This is a genomic window from Hassallia byssoidea VB512170 (assembly GCF_000817785.2).
In the GTDB taxonomy this organism is placed as follows: Bacteria; Cyanobacteriota; Cyanobacteriia; order Cyanobacteriales; family Nostocaceae; genus Hassallia; species Hassallia carrinoi.
Map to the genome: position 1 here is coordinate 1 of NZ_JTCM02000104.1, position 23,076 is coordinate 23,076.

At 44.4% G+C, this 23,076-nt stretch carries 18 protein-coding genes and 2 pseudogenes; 13 read left to right on the forward strand and 7 right to left on the reverse strand.

Going from position 1 to position 23,076, the window contains the following annotated elements; all coding sequences use genetic code 11:
- Positions 1 to 153 precede the first annotated feature (153 nt).
- From PI95_RS28250 to PI95_RS28260, 3 genes are read right to left on the reverse strand one after another with little or no spacing between them, the layout of a single operon-like run.
- Positions 154 to 294: a hypothetical protein gene (locus PI95_RS28250; RefSeq protein ID WP_236117232.1), complete on the reverse strand. Its 141-nt coding sequence runs from the start codon at positions 292 to 294 to the stop codon at positions 154 to 156.
- Positions 246 to 647 carry a MerR family transcriptional regulator gene (locus tag PI95_RS28255; RefSeq protein WP_052324930.1) on the reverse strand — a complete coding sequence of 134 codons (402 nt, stop codon included), beginning with the start codon at positions 645 to 647 and terminating at the stop codon, positions 246 to 248. Before PI95_RS28255 ends, PI95_RS28250 begins: the two co-directional genes overlap by 49 nt.
- 22 nt (positions 648 to 669) lie before the next feature.
- A complete protein-coding gene (locus tag PI95_RS28260) occupies positions 670 to 783 on the reverse strand; it encodes a MerR family transcriptional regulator (RefSeq protein WP_373695722.1) in 114 nt (37 codons plus the stop codon).
- A gap of 151 nt (positions 784 to 934) precedes the next feature.
- Here PI95_RS28260 and tkt point away from each other — a divergent pair, with 151 nt between their 5' ends.
- The 11 genes from tkt to PI95_RS28315 all read left to right on the forward strand — a co-directional run bounded on the left by tkt (position 935) and on the right by PI95_RS28315 (position 15,620).
- Positions 935 to 3,010, forward strand: a complete 2,076-nt coding sequence (tkt, locus tag PI95_RS28265; RefSeq protein WP_373695723.1) for a transketolase — start codon at positions 935 to 937, stop codon at positions 3,008 to 3,010.
- Positions 3,011 to 3,368: 358 nt separating this feature from the next.
- Entirely contained in the window at positions 3,369 to 6,245 is a 2,877-nt protein-coding gene (locus tag PI95_RS28270) for a bifunctional transaldolase/phosoglucose isomerase (protein ID WP_039744321.1), read from the forward strand.
- 118 nt (positions 6,246 to 6,363) lie between these two features.
- Positions 6,364 to 7,392 carry a phosphogluconate dehydrogenase (NAD(+)-dependent, decarboxylating) gene (gene gnd, locus PI95_RS28275; protein ID WP_039744415.1) on the forward strand — a complete coding sequence of 343 codons (1,029 nt, stop codon included), beginning with the start codon at positions 6,364 to 6,366 and terminating at the stop codon, positions 7,390 to 7,392.
- Complete coding sequence (gene zwf / locus PI95_RS28280; protein ID WP_163519277.1) at positions 7,389 to 8,924, forward strand: glucose-6-phosphate dehydrogenase; 1,536 nt, start codon at positions 7,389 to 7,391, stop codon at positions 8,922 to 8,924. The genes gnd and zwf overlap by 4 nt, the downstream gene beginning before the upstream one ends.
- 41 nt (positions 8,925 to 8,965) lie before the next feature.
- Positions 8,966 to 9,697 (forward strand): hypothetical protein, encoded by a 732-nt coding sequence (locus tag PI95_RS28285; protein ID WP_039744323.1) that lies wholly within the window; start codon positions 8,966 to 8,968, stop codon positions 9,695 to 9,697.
- Positions 9,698 to 9,771: 74 nt separating this feature from the next.
- Positions 9,772 to 10,683, forward strand: coding sequence for a Cof-type HAD-IIB family hydrolase (locus tag PI95_RS28290; protein ID WP_052324931.1), 912 nt, complete (start codon positions 9,772 to 9,774; stop codon positions 10,681 to 10,683).
- Between the two features lie 162 nt (positions 10,684 to 10,845).
- Entirely contained in the window at positions 10,846 to 11,235 is a 390-nt protein-coding gene (locus tag PI95_RS28295; protein ID WP_236117233.1) for a beta/alpha barrel domain-containing protein, read from the forward strand.
- A complete protein-coding gene (locus tag PI95_RS28300) occupies positions 11,229 to 11,375 on the forward strand; it encodes a hypothetical protein (protein ID WP_163519278.1) in 147 nt (48 codons plus the stop codon). The genes PI95_RS28295 and PI95_RS28300 overlap by 7 nt, the downstream gene beginning before the upstream one ends.
- A gap of 3 nt (positions 11,376 to 11,378) precedes the next feature.
- Positions 11,379 to 12,080 (forward strand): ribulose-phosphate 3-epimerase, encoded by a 702-nt coding sequence (rpe, locus tag PI95_RS28305; RefSeq protein WP_039744325.1) that lies wholly within the window; start codon positions 11,379 to 11,381, stop codon positions 12,078 to 12,080.
- Between the two features lie 7 nt (positions 12,081 to 12,087).
- Positions 12,088 to 12,858, forward strand: coding sequence for a glucose 1-dehydrogenase (locus tag PI95_RS28310; RefSeq protein ID WP_039744423.1), 771 nt, complete (start codon positions 12,088 to 12,090; stop codon positions 12,856 to 12,858).
- Positions 12,859 to 12,866: 8 nt separating this feature from the next.
- Entirely contained in the window at positions 12,867 to 15,620 is a 2,754-nt protein-coding gene (locus tag PI95_RS28315; protein ID WP_039744327.1) for an MGH1-like glycoside hydrolase domain-containing protein, read from the forward strand.
- On the opposite strand, the pseudogene PI95_RS37550 reads toward PI95_RS28315, so the two are convergent.
- Positions 15,598 to 18,692, reverse strand: a pseudogene (locus PI95_RS37550) (Tn3 family transposase). The gene PI95_RS28315 and the pseudogene PI95_RS37550 overlap by 23 nt on opposite strands.
- Before the next feature lie 22 nt (positions 18,693 to 18,714).
- Complete coding sequence (locus tag PI95_RS28330) at positions 18,715 to 19,182, reverse strand: double zinc ribbon domain-containing protein (RefSeq protein ID WP_039744425.1); 468 nt, start codon at positions 19,180 to 19,182, stop codon at positions 18,715 to 18,717.
- 84 nt (positions 19,183 to 19,266) lie between these two features.
- Here PI95_RS28330 and PI95_RS28335 point away from each other — a divergent pair, with 84 nt between their 5' ends.
- A complete protein-coding gene (locus PI95_RS28335; RefSeq protein ID WP_039744332.1) occupies positions 19,267 to 20,160 on the forward strand; it encodes a tyrosine-type recombinase/integrase in 894 nt (297 codons plus the stop codon).
- A gap of 202 nt (positions 20,161 to 20,362) precedes the next feature.
- Here the strand turns inward: PI95_RS28335 and PI95_RS28340 are convergent, their stop codons facing one another.
- Positions 20,363 to 20,740, reverse strand: a complete 378-nt coding sequence (locus tag PI95_RS28340; RefSeq protein WP_236117236.1) for a double zinc ribbon domain-containing protein — start codon at positions 20,738 to 20,740, stop codon at positions 20,363 to 20,365.
- 296 nt (positions 20,741 to 21,036) lie between these two features.
- On the opposite strand from PI95_RS28340, the pseudogene PI95_RS28345 reads away from it, so the two are divergent.
- Positions 21,037 to 22,374: pseudogene (locus PI95_RS28345) on the forward strand (DUF4158 domain-containing protein); the annotation flags it as partial.
- A 335-nt stretch (positions 22,375 to 22,709) separates the two neighbouring features.
- On the opposite strand, the gene PI95_RS36285 reads toward PI95_RS28345, so the two are convergent.
- Entirely contained in the window at positions 22,710 to 22,868 is a 159-nt protein-coding gene (locus PI95_RS36285; RefSeq protein ID WP_236117237.1) for a hypothetical protein, read from the reverse strand.
- Between the last annotated feature and the right edge of the window lie 208 nt (positions 22,869 to 23,076).

Here is a 23,076-nt window from a genome sequence, read left to right on the forward strand (position 1 = left end):
CGACAAATGGGGACAGGCTTGTTTTGTAGATCCGCAATTACCCACGACTATTTTTGATGAAGCCTGTCCCCATTTGTCTAGGGAAGGACTCGCCCTAAATTCTATGAAGCTTGGCATCAAAGCACGATCGCTTGGAAAGTGAAAAATTCTATGTCAGTAACCTGCCAACGTATTCATCAACTGCTGATAAATCACGTCTAACCACACTGGAATAACAGGTTTACCTTCATCTAAAGATGCGATCGCTACCTTACCAACTTGCTTGCTAACTTCTGATAAATAACATCGAACCACACAGGAATCACAGGCTTACCTTCATCCAAAGATGCGATCGCTCTTTCCCTGTCAAATTCTACTAGAGAAAGCGATCGCTCTTTTTCATTCCAGCACAGCATAAAACGCTTTCCCTGACCAGATTTAAACAACTCCGGCTCCTTGTCTTTCAGGGTTTTGACCGTTTCACCAGCCAAATCAAAACTCAACCCCGCAGACAATAAATATACCATCACAGCCAATTCCACCAAATTGACTTTTGAGTAATAAATACTACGTCCAGTTCCCGTTTCACTGATAACAGGAACAATTACCCTTGGAATGAACGTGGACAAAAATGGACAGCCTTCATCTGAGGGTATCGTTGGGCCCATGCGGATCTTTAAAAAAAGGCTGTCAATGAGTGTCTATTGTTTGTGAATCCCCCTTCTCTCGCCAGTACTGGAGCTGACGCAGGGTACAGCCTGTGATTTCAGCCGCTTGTTTGCTCGTAAAAAATGTCTCTTGCATGAACCTATCCCATTATAATGAGTCTCCCTAACTTCTTGTTAACGAGACTAACTTACCTGGTTAAACTCAAATGAATTGAAGAATATAGTTTAAGAATCATTCCGATCCGTCGTTTATTAATTGCAGCTTACGACTATAAGGAGAAAAAGCAGTGATTGCTCCAACTCAAATTGCGAACCAAACACAACTCGATGAGCTTTGCATTAACACGATTCGGACTTTATCAATGGATGCCGTGCAACAGGCAAACTCTGGACATCCAGGCACTCCGATGGCACTGGCTCCTGTTGCTTACTGTTTATGGCAACGATTTTTACGGTTCGATCCCGACGATCCCATCTGGGCAAACCGCGATCGCTTCGTACTCTCGAACGGTCATGCCTCCATGCTGCTGTATTCGTTATTGCACTTAACTGGTGTTAAAGCAGTCAATGCTAAATACGAGCAATTAGGTGAACCCTCAGTCACGCTCGATGATATTAAACACTTCCGTCAACTTGACAGCAAATGTCCTGGGCATCCTGAATATCGCTGGACTTCTGGCGTTGAAACCACTACAGGACCGTTAGGACAGGGCGTGGCAACCAGCGTTGGCATGGCGATCGCCGGACAGTGGATGGCACAACACTTCAATCGTCCTAGCTTCGAGTTATTTAACTACAACGTCTATGCTCTGTGTGGCGATGGCTGCATGATGGAAGGTATTTCCAACGAAGCCGCCTCTATTGCGGGGCATCTCAAGCTGGCTAACCTCTGCTGGATTTATGACAATAACCACATCACGATTGAAGGGCATACCGATCTCACCTTTAGCGATGACGTAGGCACTCGCTTTTTAGCCTATGGTTGGAACATAATTCGGGTCAGCGATGCCAACGAGCTAGAGATGTTAGAACGGGCGTTTCAAACCTTTCAGCAGACACGCGATCGCCCCACACTGATTATTGTTGATAGCCATATCGGGTATGGCGCACCGCACAAACACGATACCAGCGCCGCTCACGGCGAACCGTTAGGAGAAGATGAAATCCGCTTAACAAAACGCAATTACGGCTGGGCAGAAGATGCTAAGTTTTTAGTACCCAATGGCGTTCAAGAACACTTTCAGAAGCACCTAGGGCAACGAGGACATAGCCTGCGTCAGGAGTGGATGCAGACCTTTGATGAGTACAATGCCAAGTATCCAGAACTGGCAGACCAACTCTACAAGATGCAGCATCGCCAGTTGCCTGACAATTGGGATAGTAGCCTCCCGACCTTTGCTGCGGATGCTAAAGGACTATCCGGACGTGATGCATCTGCAAAAGTCCTCAATGCGATCGCCCAACAGATTCCTTGGCTGATTGGTGGCTCTGCCGATCTGACTCCCTCAACCAAAACACGGCTCACCTTTGATGGTGCGGGAGATTTTAGCGAACGCGATCGCTCTGGACGTAACTTTCACTTTGGCATCCGCGAACACGCAATGGCGGCAATTCTCAACGGACTCTCCCTTAGCAAAGTGCGTCCTTATGGCTCTGGATTCTTCATCTTTAGTGACTACTGCCGTCCATCCATTCGACTCAGTGCGCTGATGGAAATTCCCGTAATTTACATCTTCACGCATGACTCGATCGGGGTGGGTGAAGATGGACCGACTCATCAACCCGTCGAACAGTTAGCATCTTTACGAGCGATTCCAGGACTAATTACCCTACGACCTGCCGATGCTAACGAAGTCGTGGAAGCATGGCGAACGATTATGCAGTTGCAGCATCAACCTGTCGTACTGGTACTGTCTCGACAGGCATTACCTACGCTTGATCGCACTCAGTATGCTACCGCATCGGGTTTAGCAAAGGGTGCCTATGTCTTGGCGGATGCTAAAGATGGCAAACCAGATGTGCTGCTGTTAGCGACTGGAAGTGAAGTGTCTCTCTGCATTCAGGCATATGAACAACTCAAAACAGAAGGAATTAAAGCGCGGGTTGTGAGTATGCCATCGTGGGAGTTGTTTGAGCAGCAAAGCCAGGACTACCGCGAGAGTGTAATTCCGCCCTCAATTACTGCCCGTGTATGTGTGGAGCAAGCATCGACGTTTGGCTGGGGTGAGTATGTAGGTTCGAGAGGTGCCCGTATTGTTATGCATACGTTTGGTGCCTCAGCACCGCTCAAAGAACTGCAACGGAAGTTCGGTTTTACCCCTGACAAAATTATTGCAGCCACAAAAGCTCAACTAACAGACTGATACTCAATCTATCTCCAACAAGTAGTCTGATTTTATGGACTTCCCCGTATCCACTAATATTGCATCCCACCAATCTGTCAATCTGATGACTCAGCAATCGAGTCAAAGCACTAGAGTGCAGTCAGAAAACCAGATGCGTAATGGGGGGATTCTCTTACTCCTTTTATTAATTGCTTGCATTTGTATCAGACGCTGGTATCAGAAGCAACCCGAGCAACAGGCAGATACTTATCGTCGCCAGCAAATTGAAAGCTTAGAGAGGATTTGGAGAATGAGCCCTTACCGGGAGCCTGAAGGCGATTCAAAGCGGGGCTAGTACGAAACAAACTTTTAGTTAATTTAACAAGGATGTGAACTGATGGTTACTGTAAAAGCGTCACAGACAAAGAATCCTTTACAAGCGTTACAATCCTACGGACAGTCTGTCTGGTTGGACTATATTCGTCGCAATTTAATTACTAGTGGCGAACTGCAACAGTTAATTGATGATGGTGTGCGGGGTGTCACCTCGAATCCTTCTATTTTTGAGAAAGCGATCGCAGGCAGCACTGATTACGATACAACTTTAACCACGATCGAACAAAGTCAGGATCGCGATGTTATATCGCTGTACGAGACATTTGCTATTGCGGATATTCAAGCAAGCGCAGACCATTTAAAGCCGATTTACAAGCAAACCAACAAACGCGATGGCTACATTAGTCTAGAAGTGTCCCCCTACTTAGCAAATGACACCGAGCAAACTATCTCAGAAGCACGCCGCCTCTGGCAGGAAGTTGATCGCCCTAACTTGATGATTAAAGTGCCTGCGACACCAGCGGGAATTCCAGCGATTCAACAACTAATTAGCGAAGGCATTAATATCAACGTAACATTACTGTTTGCTCAAGATGTATACGAGCAGGTCGTCAATGCTTATATCACTGGATTAGAGTCACTAGCAGCAAAAGGTGGAGATATCCGTAGCATTGCTAGTGTCGCTAGTTTCTTTGTCAGTCGGATTGATACCGCTGTCGATAATCAGATTACAGATCGACTCAAAACTTCTACAGATGCAGGTCAACGTAATTTACTCAAAGGCTTATTAGGCAAAGTTGCGATCGCCAACGCTAAACTTGCTTACAAGAGTTATCAGGATATTTATCAATCGAGCCGATGGCAGAAATTATCAAGTCAAGGCGCACAAACTCAACGGTTGCTGTGGGCAAGCACGGGAACGAAAAACCCTCAATATAGCGACGTGCTGTATGTTGAAGAATTGATTGGTTCCGACACTGTTAATACAATTCCGCCAGCCACACTTGCTGCTTTTCGTGATCGGGGAAAGCCAAAGTCTAGTTTGACTGAAGGGCTTGACGATGCGCGATCAACATTATTAAACCTACAGCAAGCGGGAATCTCCTTGCAGCAGACTACAGACCGATTATTGACAGAAGGGGTACAACTTTTCATCAATGCCTTTGACCAATTATTGAGTGCGGTTGAGAAGAAGCGGACAGCAATTCTTGGTGGAAAGCTTGATCGCTTAACCTACAAATTACCTGATGCACTGAATACCGCCGTTCAAGACTCTCTCGACGATTGGCAGCAGAACGGCAAGATTCGCCGCCTATGGGCGCAGGATGCAACTTTATGGACAGGGGTAGATGAAAACAAATGGTTGGGTTGGCTCGGTATTACTGAAGACCAACTCGCACATATTGATCGCTTAAAACAATTGGCACAAGAAGTGAAAGACCTAGAATTCACTCACGTCTTACTTTTAGGAATGGGGGGATCTTCCCTCTGTCCAGAGGTGATGAAGCTAACCTTTGGCAAAACAAAAGGCTTTCCCGAACTGCTGGTACTCGATTCCACCGATCCGGCTCAGATTAAAGCGATTGAAAGCCAAATCGACCTCACTCGAACATTGTTTATCGTATCGAGCAAGTCTGGCAGCACGTTAGAGCCAAATATTTTCAAACAATACTTCTTCGATCGCGTGCAGCAAATCTTGGGTGCAGAATCCGCAGGTAATCGCTTCATTGCCATTACCGATCCTGGCTCCAAGATGCAACACATTGCCGAAGGAGACGACTTTCACCGAATTTTCTTTGGCGTACCTGGTATTGGCGGTCGCTATTCTGCCCTTTCCAACTTCGGTATGGTTCCAGCAGCAGCAATTGGAGTGGATGTCGCCAAATTTCTAGATACGGCTGAAGAAATGGTGCATTCCTGTGCATCATCGGTTGCAGCAAAAGAAAACCCTGGCGTTGTCTTGGGAAATATTCTAGGCGTGCTGGCAAAAGGGGGAAGAGACAAAGTAACGCTAATTACCTCTCCAGGAATTGCAGACTTAGGCGCATGGCTAGAGCAACTGTTGGCAGAGTCTACAGGCAAAGATGGCAAGGGATTAATTCCAATCGATCAAGAACCGCTAGGAAATCCAGATGTTTATGGCAGCGATCGCGTTTTTGCTTACATCCGTCTAGATTTCGCTCCCGACTCGACTCAAGACGCTGCTGTTGCAGCATTAGAACAAGCAGGACAACCTGTGGTTCGGATTGCGATCGCCGATCCCTACCAAATCGGTCAAGAGTTCTTCCGATGGGAAATTGCGACTGCTGTAGCAGGTTCTATCATTGGCATCAATGCTTTTAACCAACCGGATGTAGAAGCCAGCAAGATTGTTACCCGTCAGTTAACGGCTGAATATGAGAAAACTGGAAAACTACCACCAGAAAGCCCAATCTTTACAGCAGATGGAATTCAATTATTCACCGATCCGAAAAATGCAGCGATTCTGACAAAAACTGTCGGCAAATCTGCTTTGCTAGTCGATTATTTACACGCCCACTTGAATCGATTACAAGCAGGTGATTATTTGGCACTGCTTGCCTATATCGAGAGCAATGACGAGCATCAAGTGCAACTGCAAGCCATTCGAGAACAAATTCGGGATGCCAAGCAAGTTGCTACCTGTCTGGGCTTTGGTCCTCGTTTCTTGCATTCCACAGGACAAGCATACAAAGGCGGTCCTAATAGTGGTGTGTTTCTGCAAATCACCTGCGATGATGCCACGGATATTTCCGTTCCCCAGCAGAAATACACCTTTGGCGTGGTGAAAGCGGCTCAAGCACGGGGCGATTTTCAGGTTTTAGCCGAGCGCGATCGTCGAGCGCTGCGAATTCATCTAGGCAAAGATGTTCGTGCTGGTTTAGCTACTTTAAAAACTGCGATCAAGCAAATTCTGTAAGCAACTTTGTACAGATAAGGCAGTTGGTCAGAGATGCTTGAATCCTGCTATTTCACAATTAGCCTTATTTGTCAACAGTCTGTACTCCACAACTGAGAACCATATTGGAGAAAAAACAATGCAACTTGGTGTTATTGGTTTAGGGCGCATGGGCGCAAATATTGTCCGGCGACTGCTGCGAAACAATCATGAGTGCGTCGTGTTCAATCGCACGCCAGAGAAAGTAAAGCAGCTTGCTTCAGAAGGAGCGATCGGCGCGTCTAATTTGGATGATTTCGTGCAGAAGCTCGATAAGCCTCGTGCCATCTGGCTGATGGTACCTGCTGGAGATCCGACCGAAGATATGGTAATGGAGTTGGCTGCCAAACTAGATTCGGGGGATATCTTAATTGACGGTGGCAACTCTTACTACATTGATGATATTCGTCGAGCAAAAGCTCTAGAAGCACGTGGGATTCACTATGTCGATATCGGAACCAGTGGCGGAGTGTGGGGGCTAGAACGAGGCTACTGCATGATGATCGGCGGATCGGAAACTGCCGTAAAACATCTCGATCCGATTCTTCAAACATTAGCTCCCGGACAAGGTGATATTTCTCGCACATCCGGTCGAGACAAAGTGGGTGGTACAGCCGAACAAGGCTATTTGCACTGTGGATCCAATGGCGCGGGGCACTTCGTCAAGATGGTACATAATGGCATCGAATACGGTATCATGGCAGCTTATGCAGAAGGATTGAATATCCTGCATCATGCCAATGTAGGTAAACAACAACGCGCTGCTAGTGCCGAATCGACTCCGCTCCGCGATCCAGAACATTACCAATATGATTTCAATTTGCCGGATGTTGCTGAGGTTTGGCGACGGGGTAGCGTCATTGCCTCCTGGCTGCTGGATTTAACTGCGATCGCCCTGCTTAAAGATCCTCAGCTTTCTACCTTTACAGGTCGGGTGTCTGATTCTGGAGAAGGACGCTGGACGATTACGGCGGCGATCGATGAAGGCACACCTGCACCCGTGCTGAGTGCCGCTCTCTATCAACGGTTTAGTTCCAGAGGGGAAGACGAATTTTCGAGTAAGTTACTTTCTGCGATGCGCTATCAGTTCGGCGGACACATTGAAGAACACGCGGAGATTTCATCATGACGATCGCACCTACATTTCAATCTCAGGCGAAAACCTCGATTCGTCCTGCTGAACCTTTTGCGATCGTTATCTTTGGTGCTGCCGGAGATTTAACCAAGCGTTTACTGTTGCCTGCACTTTACAATCTGGCACGTAGCAATTTGCTACCGCAGGAGTTTGCGATCGTTGGGGTTGCTCACACTCCAATGAGCCAAAACGACTTTCGCAGCAAACTCAATCAAGATATTCACGAATTTGCCACGGTTGCTGTTGACGATCGCCTCTGGCAGCAGTTTGAACAGCGACTCTACTATCTTTCTGGCGAGTTTCAGGATGCTAAAACCTACCATCAGTTGCAGAATTTATTGACTCAAGTAGATTCTGCCTGTGGCACGCAAGGGAATTACTTATTCTATCTAGCAACCGCCTCTAACTTCTTTTGCGACATCATCACGCAGCTTGGTTCAGTAGGACTGTTACGTGAAGACGACAAACAGTGGCGGCGCGTCATTATCGAGAAACCATTCGGACGCGATCTAGATTCTGCTCGCACGTTAAATAAACAGATCGGTAGCGTGTTAAAGGAAAACCAGATTTATCGCATCGATCATTATTTGGGTAAAGAAACCGTCCAAAATATTTTAGTATTTCGCTTTGGGAATGGACTGTTTGAGCCAATCTGGAATCGTAACAATATCGACCACGTGCAGATTACAGTGGCAGAAACGGTGGGAGTTGAAAGCAGGGGCAATTTTTATGAAGGAACGGGTGCAGTGCGCGATATGGTGCAGAATCACTTGTTTCAACTGTTGACCATGATTGCGATGGAACCCCCTGTTTCTTTCAATGCCGATGCAGTGCGCGATGAAAAGTCAAAGTTGCTGAAGGCGGTTCAACCCTTAACGGCTGAAACTGTTCTGACGCATACAGTGCGCGGGCAGTATGGCGAAAGTACAGTTGATGGAAAACCCGTACCCGCCTATCGATCGGAACCGCGTGTTGCTTCAGACTCTAATACCGAAACCTATGCTGCCTTAAAGCTAACCATCGATAATTGGCGATGGGCAAATGTGCCATTTTATTTACGAACAGGTAAACGTTTACCCAAGCGAGTGACTGAGATTGCGGTTCAATTCAAGCAAGTTCCTTCCCTTCTGTTTCAAGACACGTCGATTGATCGCCTGACACCGAATGTTCTCGTTCTCCGCATTCAACCCGATGAAGGCATTAGCTTTCAGTTTGGGGCAAAAATTCCCGGTCCAACCGTGCGAATGGGATCTGTGAATATGGACTTCTGCTACGCCGACTATTTTGGCACAACCCCCAGTACGGGTTACGAAACCTTACTCTATGACTGCGCGATCGGCGATGCTACACTCTTCCAGCGATCGGACAACGTGGAACTCGGTTGGAGTGTAGTTACCCCAATTTTGGATGTTTGGGGCGCATTACCAGCAAGAGAGTTTCCCAACTATGCGGCAGGAAGTTGGGGACCGAAAGATGCTGACGAACTGCTCTGGCGCGATGGTCGGCAATGGCGATCAAGTGATTAATAAAAATCAGAAATCAATTAGCGGTTCAACGGAGAAGCACAATGTTGAGTAAACATAAATGGGGCATTGTCAACATTAGTTTTCTAACCATTTGCAGTACGATAGCAACTTCCCAACTAACGCGAGCCGAAGACACGATTACCACAGCAACTTCAATCAAAAATGCTCCTTATAGCAAGGTATTCCACACTGGTTCAATCTATGCGGTGAGAGATCATGACTATAGAGGGAGTAAACCTGCTCTTGGTGTGTCAACTCTTTGGAGCAAAAATCCGACCAAGGATAGCCTTTTGCTAGGGGTACGGTATTGTGTACCTGACAACTCTCTAGTTGGCTCTGATGCCTCCTTAACTACAATGGTGCTGCTTAACAAGAATCAACCCTTGGTCACAATCAATCAACCAATAAAAGAAACCTCCAGCTATCAAAAAGTTGTTCAAAGTTCCACCACGATTCCGGGATTAGGCTTTTGGGATCCCGACACGTATTGGGGCAACGACGCTTTTTGGGATGGCGTTGATGAGCCTTTCTGGGCTGGTACTGCTACGTTTCCGTCTGTAACATGTAGCGCGGGAAGCAGCCGATTTAACATTGCTCCACTTGCCAGCGCGATCGCTCAACTTCCGCCCCAAACGCTTCAGATGAAATTGATCTTTAGCAATGGTGCAACCAGCCAATGGGAATTGGGAAAAAAAACGGTACAGGCACTCAAAGAATTGTTAGCTATTGGGCAAACCTCGTCAAATACCTCCCAATCACCTTTGGCAAAGTGAAACGGTATCGGTATCCTGTGTTAAATGCAGACTAATAAATTGAGCGCCAACAATCAATAACCAAGCTTTTTATCATGAATCCAGTAAGTTCTCCCAAATCGCCTAAAATTTCACTGCTGCTAGCAGATGTAGATGGCACGCTTGTAACAAAACAGAAAATCCTAACCGATCGCGCTCGTGCAGCAGTCCAAAACCTTCATGATGCGGGCATTCGTTTCGCCATTACTAGTGGTCGTCCGCCATTAGGGATGAAAACGATCGTGGAGGCGCTGAAGCTGACAGAGCCGATCGCTGCATTTAACGGCGGTTTGTTCGTCAATCCCGACTTTTCCACAATCGAAGAAAATGTCTTACCAACTGCGATCGTTCGAGAAGTCATCCAAACGATCGCCGCTCATCATCTCGATGTTTGGATTTATCGCGGTAAGGATTGGTTCGTACACGAACGGCATGGTTCTCACGTTGATCGCGAAGAATGGACGGTTAAGTTTTCACCAACAGTTGTTTCTAGCTATGACGATCTACTCGATAACGTTGTCAAAATTGTCGGTGTGAGTGATGACTTAAATGCTGTTGCTAAGTGCGAAATAGACGTGCGGCAAGCATTCAGCCCGCACGTTCATTGTCAGGCAGGAGCCAGTTCAGGAGGTGGCGAACAGGTGTCTGCGGCGCGATCGCAGCCCTACTATTTAGACGTGACCCATCCCCGCGCCAACAAAGGGGCTGTTGTTGATCGACTTTCGCAACTGCTGGGAATTTCCAGACAGGAGATTGCCACGATCGGAGATATGCCTAACGATGTACCGATGTTTGAGCGAAGTGGATTGAGCATTGCGATGGGCAATGCCAGTGCAGAGGTGCAACAGCAGGCTCAATACGTCACAACTTCCTACGAAGAGGAAGGATTTGCCAATGCGGTTGAACAATTCATTTTGGGAAGCAATGCCGCAGACATCTCCAAGAACCGTCTTCAATCGACGGTCTAGCACTGCAATCAATGAAACAGTTTGCCCTTTTTGTTCTAGCTTACTCCTGCGGCACATTGGTCATCGTCAGGTGCATTGGTTTTGCCGAAGCTGTTGGCAAGATATGTGGTGAAAGGAAAAGAGGACAAAGTTTTACCAAGCAATACTTTTAGGAGAAATACAATGACTCAACGAGTGAAAGAAATTCTTAGTTGGTATGGCAGCGATAATCCTGGAACGCTGACTAATCTAACTCGGTTGCTAAATCATGGCAAACTAGCTGGAACTGGAAAATTAGTGATTCTACCCGTCGATCAAGGCTTTGAACACGGTCCGGCTCGCAGTTTTGCACCCAATCCACCCGCTTACGATCCTCGCTATCACTTTGAGTTAGCGATCGCAGCCGGATGCAATGCTTATGCTGCTCCACTAGGTTTTCTAGAAGCGGGAGCACGAGAATTTACAGGTAAAATTCCCTTAATTCTGAAAGCTAATGACCACGATGTATTGCTAGATGAACCAGAGCCTGTGTCATCTTTTTCGTCGCTGGATCTGAAAAAGCAACGATGCTAAAGACTGTTTTAGAAGGTCAGTATCAGCCTGATCGCTTACCCGCACAAATCATTCGTCCGACTCAAGGCAAAGTGGTATGGATGGTCGATCGAGCGGCAGCAAGTTCGTTATCCACTGCTATTTCATCAACTCCTAACTAAATCATGCCATCCATTCAATCCTCTAAACCAACCGCGATCGCAGCGTCTATCTTGTCTGCTGATTTCAGTCGCTTGGGAGAAGAAGTACAAGCCGTTGATGCAGCGGGAGCGGACTGGATTCACGTCGATGTAATGGATGGTCGCTATGTGCCTAACATTACAATTGGTCCTTTAATCGTGGAAGCGATCCGACCGATTACTGTAAAACCTTTCAATGTGCATTTGATGATTGTCGAACCAGAGCGCTACATCGCTGACTTTGCTAAAGCGGGTGCCGATAGTATTTTAGTTCAAGCAGGAGCAACCATTCATCTACACCGAACCCTATCCCAAATCAAAGAACTGGGTAAACAGGCGGGGGTTGTACTCAATCCTAGCACCCCCCTAGAGGCGATTGAATGGGTACTAGATTTGTGTGATGTCATTTTAATTATGACAGTGAATCCTGGTTTTGGCGGTCAGCACTTTATCTCAACCATGCTACCAAAGATCCGTCGCTTGCGTCAGATGTGCGATGAATGTGAGCTCGATCCGTGGATTGAAGTGGATGGTGGAGTGAAGCCAGACAATACGTGGCAGGTGTTAGAAGCAGGAGCAAATGCGATCGTTGCGGGATCGGCAATCTTCGAGTCAAAAGATTATGCAACAGCGATCGCAGCTTTGCGTTATAGCAAACGACCCGAACAAGTCATAACTGATGTATGAAGACATGATAAATTTACAAGGAAAAGTGGCTTTAGTCACAGGTAGTAGTCAGGGAATTGGACAAGCCATTGCCGTACACCTGGCGCAAGCAGGTGCAGATATCGTTATCGATTACCGCTCTCACCCAGACGGTGCGAAAGAAACGCTGGCAAAGGTAGAAGCAGCAGGACAAAAAGGACATATCGTTCAGGCAGATTTAAGCTCTGTCAGCGACATTCGTAAGCTTGTATCTGAGGGCGTTCGGCACTTTGGTAAGCTAGATATTTTGGTGAATAATGCTGGGGTAGATGGAAAAAACGCTGACTTTTGGGACATTGCTGAGGCTGATTACGATCTGGTACTCAATATCAATCTCAAAGGTACATTTTTCACTACACAAGCCTTTGTACAGCATCTAATTGAGACGAAACAAACAGGAAAGATTATCAACATCAGTTCCGTCCACGAAGAAATGGCGTTTCCCCACTTCACCTCCTACTGCGCTAGCAAAGGCGGTGTAAAGATGATGATGCGAAATCTAGCAGTGGAATTAGGCTCGATGGGAATTACGATTAACAATATTGCTCCAGGCGCGATAGAAACCCCGATTAATACCAAACTTCTGAACGACCCTGTGAAGTTGAATTCACTCAAACAAAATATTCCCCTCGGACGGCTAGGTAAACCAGAAGATATTGCGCCAATGGTCGCATTCCTGGCGTCCTCTGGTGCTGACTATGTGACTGGAGCCACTTTTTATGTCGATGGCGGACTGATTCGGAATTATCACGAGCAATAGAAATTGTCATGACTCAAGAAGAAGCAAGATTGGCAGATGATCGCGAGAGTGCTTCGCACACGCTGCGCGAACGCACTGCCTATTGGAAACGCTGGGGACCCTATTTAAGCGAACGACAATGGGGCACCGTGCGGGAAGATTACAGCCCGAATGGAACTGCTTGGGAGTACTTTCCCCATGACCATGCCCGATCGCGTGCCTATCGTTGGGGAGAAGACGGCATTGCAGGTATCTCTGATACTCATCAGCGGTTATGTTTTGCGATCGCGCTGTGGAATGGAGAAGATTCCATCCTCAAAGAGCGGATGTTTGGCTTAACGGGCAATGAAGGCAATCACGGGGAAGATGTCAAAGAGTATTACTTCTATCTAGACAATACCCCTACTCATTCTTACATGAAGTATCTCTACAAATACCCGCATTGTGCTTTTCCTTACACTGAATTAGTGGAAGAAAATCGCCGCAGAAGCAAGCAAGATCCTGAATTTGAACTACTGGACACAGGCATATTTAACGAAGATCGTTACTTTGATGTATTCGTTGAGTATGCTAAAGCATCCCCTGAAGATATTTTGATTCAGATCAAAGTCATTAATCGGGGAACTGAAACTAAAACACTGCATCTGTTACCAACACTTTGGTTTCGCAACACTTGGGCTTGGAAAGTTGGACAGGAAAAACTCTGGCTAAAAGTCAGTCAAACAACATCTAATTTCAGTGTCATTGAAGCGTTTCATTCAACACTGGGAACGCGATGGTTGTACTGTGAGGGGATTCCTAATTTATTGTTTACAAATAATGAGACAAATTACGAACGATTGTTTGGAGTTGCTAACTCCTCACCCTACGTTAAAGATGGCATTAATGATTATCTGATTCAAAACCGTAAAGAAGCGATTAATCCCAGCCAAACTGGAACAAAATGCTCGGCTCATTATCAGCTAGTCATCGCTCCTGGTGAAATGCAAACGGTACGGCTGAGATTGAAAGACTCTCAATCTTCTCTCAACTTTGGAGAGGAATTTGAGACAACCTTTCGCGATCGCCAACAAGAGGCAGATGAATTCTATCAGCGCATTTGTCCTTTTTCATTGTCTGAAGATCTGCGAAATGTCCAGCGTCAAGCATTTGCAGGAATGTTGTGGAACAAGCAATTCTATCATTATGTAGTGCATGATTGGCTCAATGGAGATCCAGCAACTCCAACACCGCCACCAGAGCGTAAACGAGGCAGAAATCATGATTGGACGCACCTTTATAACGATGACGTTCTCTCAATGCCCGATAAATGGGAATATCCTTGGTTTGCGGCATGGGATTTAGCTTTTCACTGTATTCCTCTAGCAATGGTAGATCCAGAATTTGCCAAACGTCAGTTAAGTGTCTTGATGCGGGAGTGGTATATGCATCCGAACGGACAAATTCCGGCTTATGAATGGGCATTTGGCGATGTTAATCCTCCCGTTCATGCCTGGGCTGCATTGCGAGTCTATCAAATCGAGCGAAAAATTTACGGTCGAACCGATCGCGCGTTTCTAGAGCGAGTATTTCAAAAACTACTGCTCAATTTTACTTGGTGGGTGAATCGCAAAGATATTGAGGGTAAAAATGTTTTTCAGGGAGGATTTTTAGGATTAGATAATATTGGGGTGTTTGATCGCAATGCACCGCTACCCAATGGGGGATATATCAATCAGGCAGATGGGACTAGTTGGATGGGAATGTACTGCCTGAATATGTTAGCGATCGCACTAGAGTTAGCCAAAGAGGATTCAACCTATGAAGACATTGCCAGCAAGTTTTTTGAACATTTCCTCTACATTGCCGATGCCATCGATGGAGTCGGTGAAGCCGAGTTAGCCCTTTGGGATGAGGTAGATGGGTTTTATTATGATGCCTTGCATCTACCTGATGGTCGTCACTTCTTGATGAAGGTTCGCTCAGTAGTGGGAATAGCACCGTTATTTGCCGTTACTGCTTTAGAACTAGAAGTGCTGGAACGATTTCCCAACTTCAAACGACGTACCGAATGGTTTATTCAGCATCGCCCAGATTTGACCCAAAATGTTGTTTGTTTAGAAACAGATAGTGTAAAAGCGAGAGCTTTGCTGGCGATCGCAGGGCAGAATCAGTTACGGCGCATTCTTCACAGGATGTTAGATGAGAATGAATTTCTTGGCTCTTACGGTATTCGGGCACTCTCTAAATTCCATGCGAACAACCCCTATGTTTTACAAGTTAACGGCAACGAATATCGAGTCGACTACGAACCTGCGGAATGCACAACAAATGTTTTTGGTGGTAATTCTAATTGGCGCGGACCCGTGTGGTTTCCCATAAATTACCTAATAATCGAGTCCTTACAGAAGTACCATTATTATCTAGGTGATGATTTCAAAGTGGAATGTCCGACTGGATCGGGTCAAATGATGACACTTTGGCAAGTGGCGAATGAACTGTCACAGCGATTGATTCGGATATTTTTAACCGATGAAACTGGACGGCGATCGATCTATGGAGGAACGGAAACTTTTCAAACTAATTCGGATTGGCATGACCTGATTTTATTCTATGAATACTTTCAGGGTGACAACGGAGCAGGCATCGGAGCAAGTCATCAAACAGGCTGGACAGGGTTAGTGGCAAAATTGATCCAGCAACAGGCAGAGTACAGGGCATCACCATGCCAAAACGGGAAAATTGTACGCGCTTGGCTGAAACCCATATCATATAATCGTTTCAACGATATTTATTTTCCTTAACCCGCAAAGGACGCAACTTGTCAAAACTAGTCGCTTGTTTCAAATTCCAAACATAATCGCCAGTGAGATTGATATGCTCCCATCCCAACGGCGATAAATGTTGCAGATATTCTTCAGGAATATCCATTCCCTGTTGTTTCAAATAATCAACGGCTTTTTCTAAGTACACCGTATTCCAAAGAACAATAGCGGCAATGACCAAATTCAACCCACTGGCGCGATAAAACTGGTCTTCATCTCTAGCGATCGCGCACCTCCCCCAGGCGATTAAAAAACACCGCTATGAGTCAGGGTGTGTTTTGCCTCACCCTTGTTTAGACCCGCCGTCGCCCGTCGCCGCAATTCTGGACTCTGCAACCATTCCAAAGTAAACACGCGTCCGCTCAATCCTCCCCAACTGCCGCAAAGCTAAAGCTAAACGATTCTGGCGAGGTATGACGCGCTAATTTCCTCAACATCAAAGAAGCTGTCACCGTCCCCGTCCGAATTGAACTAGCAAGGCGGACAATCTCATCCCAAGACTCTTGAATCAATTTCACATTAATCTTGTCACCTAACAAGGGTGCCAAAACCGAATCAGCAGGAGTAGGTTCAAAAGTATACAATTTCTTATCAGGTAAATCTCGCATTCGAGGTGCAAATCTAAACCCTAATAAATGGCACATCGCAAACACATGCAAGGGTTTTACCGCTTGTATCCGTATAATGCTCCTGAATCTGTAAATCACTCTCGTGATACAACAAACCATCCAAAACATGAGTTGCATCCCTTGGACTGAACCTGGACAAAAATGGACAGCCTTCTACATAGACTGTCTGTGATGCCCCATGAATATTTCAAAACAAGGCTGTCCATTTTTGTCTATCCTTTGTGAAACCCTAATCGTGGCGTTAATTACCTTAACGTGAAACGGAACATACTGGTCGGAAATATGCGTGTAAAAAATCACGCTTCTATCTTTACCATACTTGGCATTAATCTCTTCATTAAAACTGCGATGTCCGCCTGCTTTAAACCGTTGACCATCAAAAGAAGATGTTGTCCCATCACCCCAATAAGCAGCAAATGGCACTTGTGTGTGGAAATTTACCACCTCTGCTAAAGCCTTGGAATAAGTTTCATCCCGAATATACCAATCTGCCACCCATGCTAAACGCTCAAAGGACATCCCTTGAGTTGCGCGACTCCATCCGCGTTAAACCTAAATTAATACCATCAGCAAGCAAAGCACTTAACAAAACAACTTTATCGGATACTTGTTCTCCCGAATGTAAATGCGTAAAATGCTTAGTGAATTGCGTCCAAGAATCAACTTCTACTAACAAATCAGTCAACTTAATTCTTGGCAGTAAACTATGAACTTTTCTGCTAAATCCATCAACCTCCTTCGGCACAGCATTGGTGAGAGGAGTGATAATTAACATCTCGTTTTCTATCCTGACATCAACCAGTTTCTTCTCTGCCATTAAAGAAGAAACAAGTGATAATTGTTCAGACAATTCGAGTGAACGTTGTTCAATATAGGTAGTAAAATCCGTCGCTACTGCCACAGGTATCGTGTGAGAAGAACGCATTGACTGCCATGCGCTATCTGCTAACAGATAATCCTCAAAATCTTGGAACTGCTTCGACCCTGCTACCCAAATATCCCCAGAACGCAAACCACTGCGTAACTCAGCTAAAGCACACATCTCATAGTAGTGACGGTCAATAGTATCGCCCTTAATTACGTGTTTTGACCAACGAGGTTTAACAAAACTAGTGTCCGCAGATTCCGGCACATTTCTTCGTCCAGATATATTTAATTCTTTAATGACCTCCAAAGCCTTTATCACTGGTAAACTAGCAGATGTAGCTTTAAATTCAAAGGTCTCCAACAATTTAGGCGTATACCGTCGTAACTGTGAATAACGGTTATCAAGCAGTTCAAGATAATCAAAATCTGCGGGTCTGGCTAGCTTTTCAGCTTCAGCAACAGTACTGATAAATTTCTCCCAATCCAATACAGATTCAATCGCTAGATAGGCATCATTGGATTCATCTCTAGCTGCAATTAATGCCTTACCCACTTGAGCATACAATCGGACTTTGTCATTAATTGCTTTGCCATCACGTTGAAACTTATCACCATGCTGATGCTCACTTTTATTAAACAATTTACTCATCATTTTATCGTGCATCCCTATGGCATAATCGACCAATGAGGCACTCCATTCAATGAGAAAAGCAACTAAAATAGCATAGCGTCTCAATTCATCCAACCTAGATAGGTGAGCAGGTGTAGACTTCGTACCAATTATAGTAAATTGCAGCAGACGATTTTGGTGTACTCGTTTCAAACATTCTTTTTCGAAATGGAGATGGCGAATAAACTCTAGTCGTTCCACTAATTTTAAAAAGTTTCTCGGATTAGCTTGACCTGGTGGTTGACGCAGCCAAATTAAATCAGTTAGCTTTTTATCAGGCTCGACAACTAATAACTTGTCCAATGCTGTCTTTTGTAATGTTGTTAAACTTTTAGTTAACTCAAAACATACTAATTTTTGAGCGCGATTTCTGACTTCCCAGGCTAAACGTTCTATTGTAGAAATAGCTGGAATAATAATTTTACGCAAGCGCATCTCATCAATTAACGCTCCCACAAGTGCCATCCCTTTATCTGAGGATATAGCAAATGGTAATAACCATTTTGAGAGTTGTTTGTATATAGATATATTAAAAGTCGGAAATCCAAAATTATTTTTAATTTCTGCTAAATGTTCGCGTCGAGTTGTATCCCTTTGGGAATATTCTGTTATTATTGCTGGGTCAAGTTTTAATTGAGATGCAATATAAAATAGTACAGATTCCGGTACTATTTCTCCTAGACTCCAAACACGACCGGGAAAGCGTAGGTAACATAACTGTACGGCAAAACCTAGACGATTGTGTGGTCTACGACGCTCTTTGATAATTTTGAGTTCGTCATTACTAAAAGTATAGTAGCGAGCTATATCTCTTGTGGTGATAGAATCGGGAATTTCAGTAAATTGTAGTCGCTGTGCTGGAGATAAAAGTTCGCGCGTTGCCAATTAAATACCTGTATATTTGATTTCAAGCAGTAGTTTGATTTTGTTTGTAATTCGCGCCGCAGTAAGGGCAGAATTTAAATTTCAACGACATAATTGGTTCATTGCAACTAACACAGCGATTCCGCAAGGCTGTACCACAAGCAAAGCAATACTTTGACCGGAAGTCAGTCCACATTTGGTCAGGGGTAGTTCCTGGAGTCCAACATTTTGGGCAAAATTTTAACGTAGTTATTGTTTCTGGAGAGACTTTCTTCGCCGCCGCATCCAAGTACTCCGGTGGTATTCCCAACGCAGAAGCCAGACCACCTTTAGCCTTTTGATTGAGCCGAGAAGTTTGTCCACCTTCAATTTTGCGGATGGTCTGGATATGTATCCCCGCTTTGAAACTCAACTCTTTTTGGGTTAAAGAAAGATGACCTCGCAATCTCTGGACGTAATTAGCAAGCCCTTCTTCCCCCGTGGGAAGCGTCGAATGTTCTGTTATCACTATCAAAATATATCTAAAAGTATATTTATTAATAATTATATATTTACACTTTTATTCAAATAAATTGCCAATAACCTCGTCTTCGTAATGATGACTTTAGCTGCTTTAGCCACCGCGTTTTTAGAACGTCCGGGGCTAGCCAAAAGTACTCTGCGTTCTTATGAGTCTACGATTATCCCCTTGCTCAAGGAGTATGGTCGATGGCCAATAGAAATTATCGACAGACCAGTTTTAGTGGAATATCTCAATCATTTAACTGATGTTTCCTATACTACCCACCACCGTCATCAAGCTGTAATCACGGCTTTGTTCAACTTTGCTGTTGATATGGGATATCTCAAATCCAATCCAGTTGCGGGACTCGCAAGACGCAAACCCATTCGAGAGCAAGGAGAACACGCTACGGATGAATTAGTGCGTTATCTTACTCCTACTCAGTTAAGTGTCCTGTATCAAATTATCAAACCAGATGTGCGAATGTCTGCGTTGGTGCGTTTGTTGCATACCAGTGGTGCTAGGATTGCTGAGGTACTGGCTCTAAATTTAGATGACATAGACCTCAAAACCCGGAAATTTCAGGTGATTGGGAAAGGTAACAAGCAACGGTGGTGTTTTTACAGTGAAGTAACTTCTTTTAGTCTAAATCACTACATTAAATATTATAGACACCCCAACCATTCAGCACTATTTACTGCTCAACAGCCAAAAACTTTGGTTGTCTCCCGTCTGTCATACCGGATGGTGCATAAATCTTGGACTAACCTGATTGGGGAAACTCCAGAACTCCAAGAAATTCGTATTCACGACCTACGGCATACTTTTGCTACAGAGCGAGTGGGATTAATGGGGATTGAAGAACTCAGGGCGCTCATGGGACATGAAAGCATTCAGACAACATTACGGTATCAGAAAGTCACATCTCTTCGTGCTGAAGAAGTAGCACAATTGGCGTTGAAAAACTTACAAAATTTTTCGGAGTAATTTCAGTATAGAGCTTAATTACGTGGATATAAAAAATACTTTATTTCCTAATTATTACCAAGGTGCAGGGAATATATACTACCCTGCACCAATAAAATGAGGGTAATCAGCCGCTTAATGGGCGTAGATATAGCGAAGCTGTCACCAGGGGCAAGATAGCCTAAAAGTATTGTGGAGTCTGGGTTTGAGGAAAAAGAGTTTATCATTGGGTTTTAGCGGTTTTGACGGGCGTTTTATAAGCACAGCCACAAATTGGACAAAATCGGTGTCTCCAAGACAACATTAACTCACCACAATTCACGCAATTAGCGCGAATTTGTGTACCGCAGAGATAACAAAACTTGGCTTTGACGTGACTCCACATCGGGTCAACAGCCGCGCCAGGATTCCAACATTGGGGACAAAACTTAACCCCTCTAACCTGAGATACTTCCTCTTTTTTGATCACAGCATCCAAATATTCTTGAGGCACGCCAAGCGCGACGGCTATTCCTTGAAGTGTCCTACGATTAATTTTAACCGTAAGTCCCCGCTCAATTTTCCCGATAGAGCGTCCATGTATACCAGCAGCATCCGCCAACTCGCTCCTGAGTTAAATTAAGTTTCTTCCTGACCCGTGACACGTAACTAGCAAGGGATTCATCGCTATTGGGAGTTTTAAAAGTATCCATAAAAAGCTGTTAGCTAACTCCTCAAAAGATATATAATTTATCAATAAAAAACCAAGCGAGAGAATACAGAAACACTGTGAAATCGGCTGTAACTTTAGCCACTGTCACGACCGAATTTCTAGAGCGTCCTGGTCTAGCACCCAGTACTAGAGAAACCTATGAACTGACCCTCGGACTTTTACTGCAAAAGTATGGAAGTTGGTCAATAGAAATTATCAGTAAGCAAACATTAGTTGAGTATCTAAATAATCTCAGTCATTTAAAATACACAACACACCACAAGCATCAAGCAATACTACTAGGTTTTGCTATATTGCTGAAATTTTTTGAGATTTATGCCAGATTTCCAGAGAATAATCAAGAAATATCCAGAAGCGTTGTTGATTATGTTGCCAAACTTTTAGATATTTCCCCCCAAAAGTACTCTTACTACGATTGGCAAGGACGCTCCATAAAATATCATCGCGCTCAAATCAGGGAATTCTTTGGATTTCAAGAAACCAAAGTTAGTGATGCTAAAGAGTTAACTAATTGGTTAGCAGAACAAGCACTAATTTATGAATTAAAATTTGAACAGCTAAAACTTGCAGCAGTTGCAAGACTACGCAATTTAAAACTTGAACCACCGACAGATTTAAGATTAGAGCGTATCATTCGCTCTGCTATCAGGAATTTTGAATCTAAATTCTTTAGGGACATAACTTCCCAGTTATCTAACCAATCTAAAAAGTGGATAGATGATTTTTTGAAAGAGAAAGCTTCAGATCAGGAATTAGATGATACCACACAAGTAAATCATGATAAACAACTGAATAATCCAGGAGATATCCAATTATCTCAACACTTAGATGACACGAGCAACTCAGAAATCAACACTGACGTGACCATACTAACATGGGCTGAATTAAAAACAGACCCAGGGAGAATTGGTGTAGAAAGTTTTCAAAAAGAAGTTGCTAAGTTAGAGATTTTTGAGCAATTAGAATTACCCACAGATTTATTTAAAAAAATTCCTACAAAAGTTCTCCAAGTCTATAAAAGTCGAGTAGTTGTTGAACATCCTCGTGACTTACGCCGTCACCCATAACATATCCGCTACACGCTATTTACAGCTTTTTGTTGGCTCAGAAGTCAAGAAGTTATAGATAATTTAGTAGAGTTACTCATCCAGATTGTGCATCGCATAAGTACCAACGCAGAAAGACGTGTAGATAAAGAACTTATTCAGGATTTTAAACGGGTTCATGGGAAGAATAATCTACTATATCAAATGGCAGAAGCTTCTTTGAAAACACCTGATGGCACAATCAAGGATGTGATTTTTCCTGTGGTAAGTGAGGTGACTCTCAAGAATTTAGTAAAAGAGTATAAATCTACTCTTAATGCTTACCGTGAGAAAGTTTATACGGTGATGCGCTCTTCTTATGGTGGATATTATCGGCGAATTTTACCGTTAATTTTAAACAAGCTAGAATTCCGTTCAAATAATGAAGTTCATCGTCCAGTTATTCAAGCGATATCTTTACTGAAAAAGTATGCTGATATAGGAATCCTATTTGATTTTTGAATAAGCTCTGTACATCCTGGAGTTTAGACTAAAACATGAAAAATGACCCAGCAATGCTGGGTTAAAGATGTTATAACTAAAGATCTGAAAAATGCCTTAACTAAGCCGACTTAGTAGTTTGTTTGCGCGGCTTAGAAGTGCGTTTTCTAACAATAGGATAGTTAATTCTACGTTGGCGTTGCTGCCCGGTTTTCCAGCGGGCGTGATTTTCCACGGGTTTTTGGAGGTGATGCTGGTGTTCCAATCGCCGTCAAAACTCCTCCCATAGCTTGGGCAACCCTTCCGGGTGTCAACTTATCGATTGACTTTTGTCACGGTAAAGGGTTATCCAAGACAATATCACGAGCTAACCACAGTTCCCAAGTTATCATCGGCATTAGATCGCTCCACCGTTCGCACTGTTGAGGTGTAACAATTTTAGGCAGTGTCCAATGCAGGCGTTGTTTGAGAAATCGATTGCCTTTGGTCAACAGCAAAACGTCTTAAGTAAAGTCGGCAGACTTCATCTAAGAGGATGTTTTAAAAGTCGAAACCAGTTAAAAATCATGCCAGTCGTCTGACCATGATACGAATCATGGCAATATAGAACCTATTTGAGATCTTTTCAGGTGGTAGCTCCGACAGCTAGGCGTTTGAGCATTAGCCTAATAAAACATAGCTTGAGCTTGGCATTGGAAC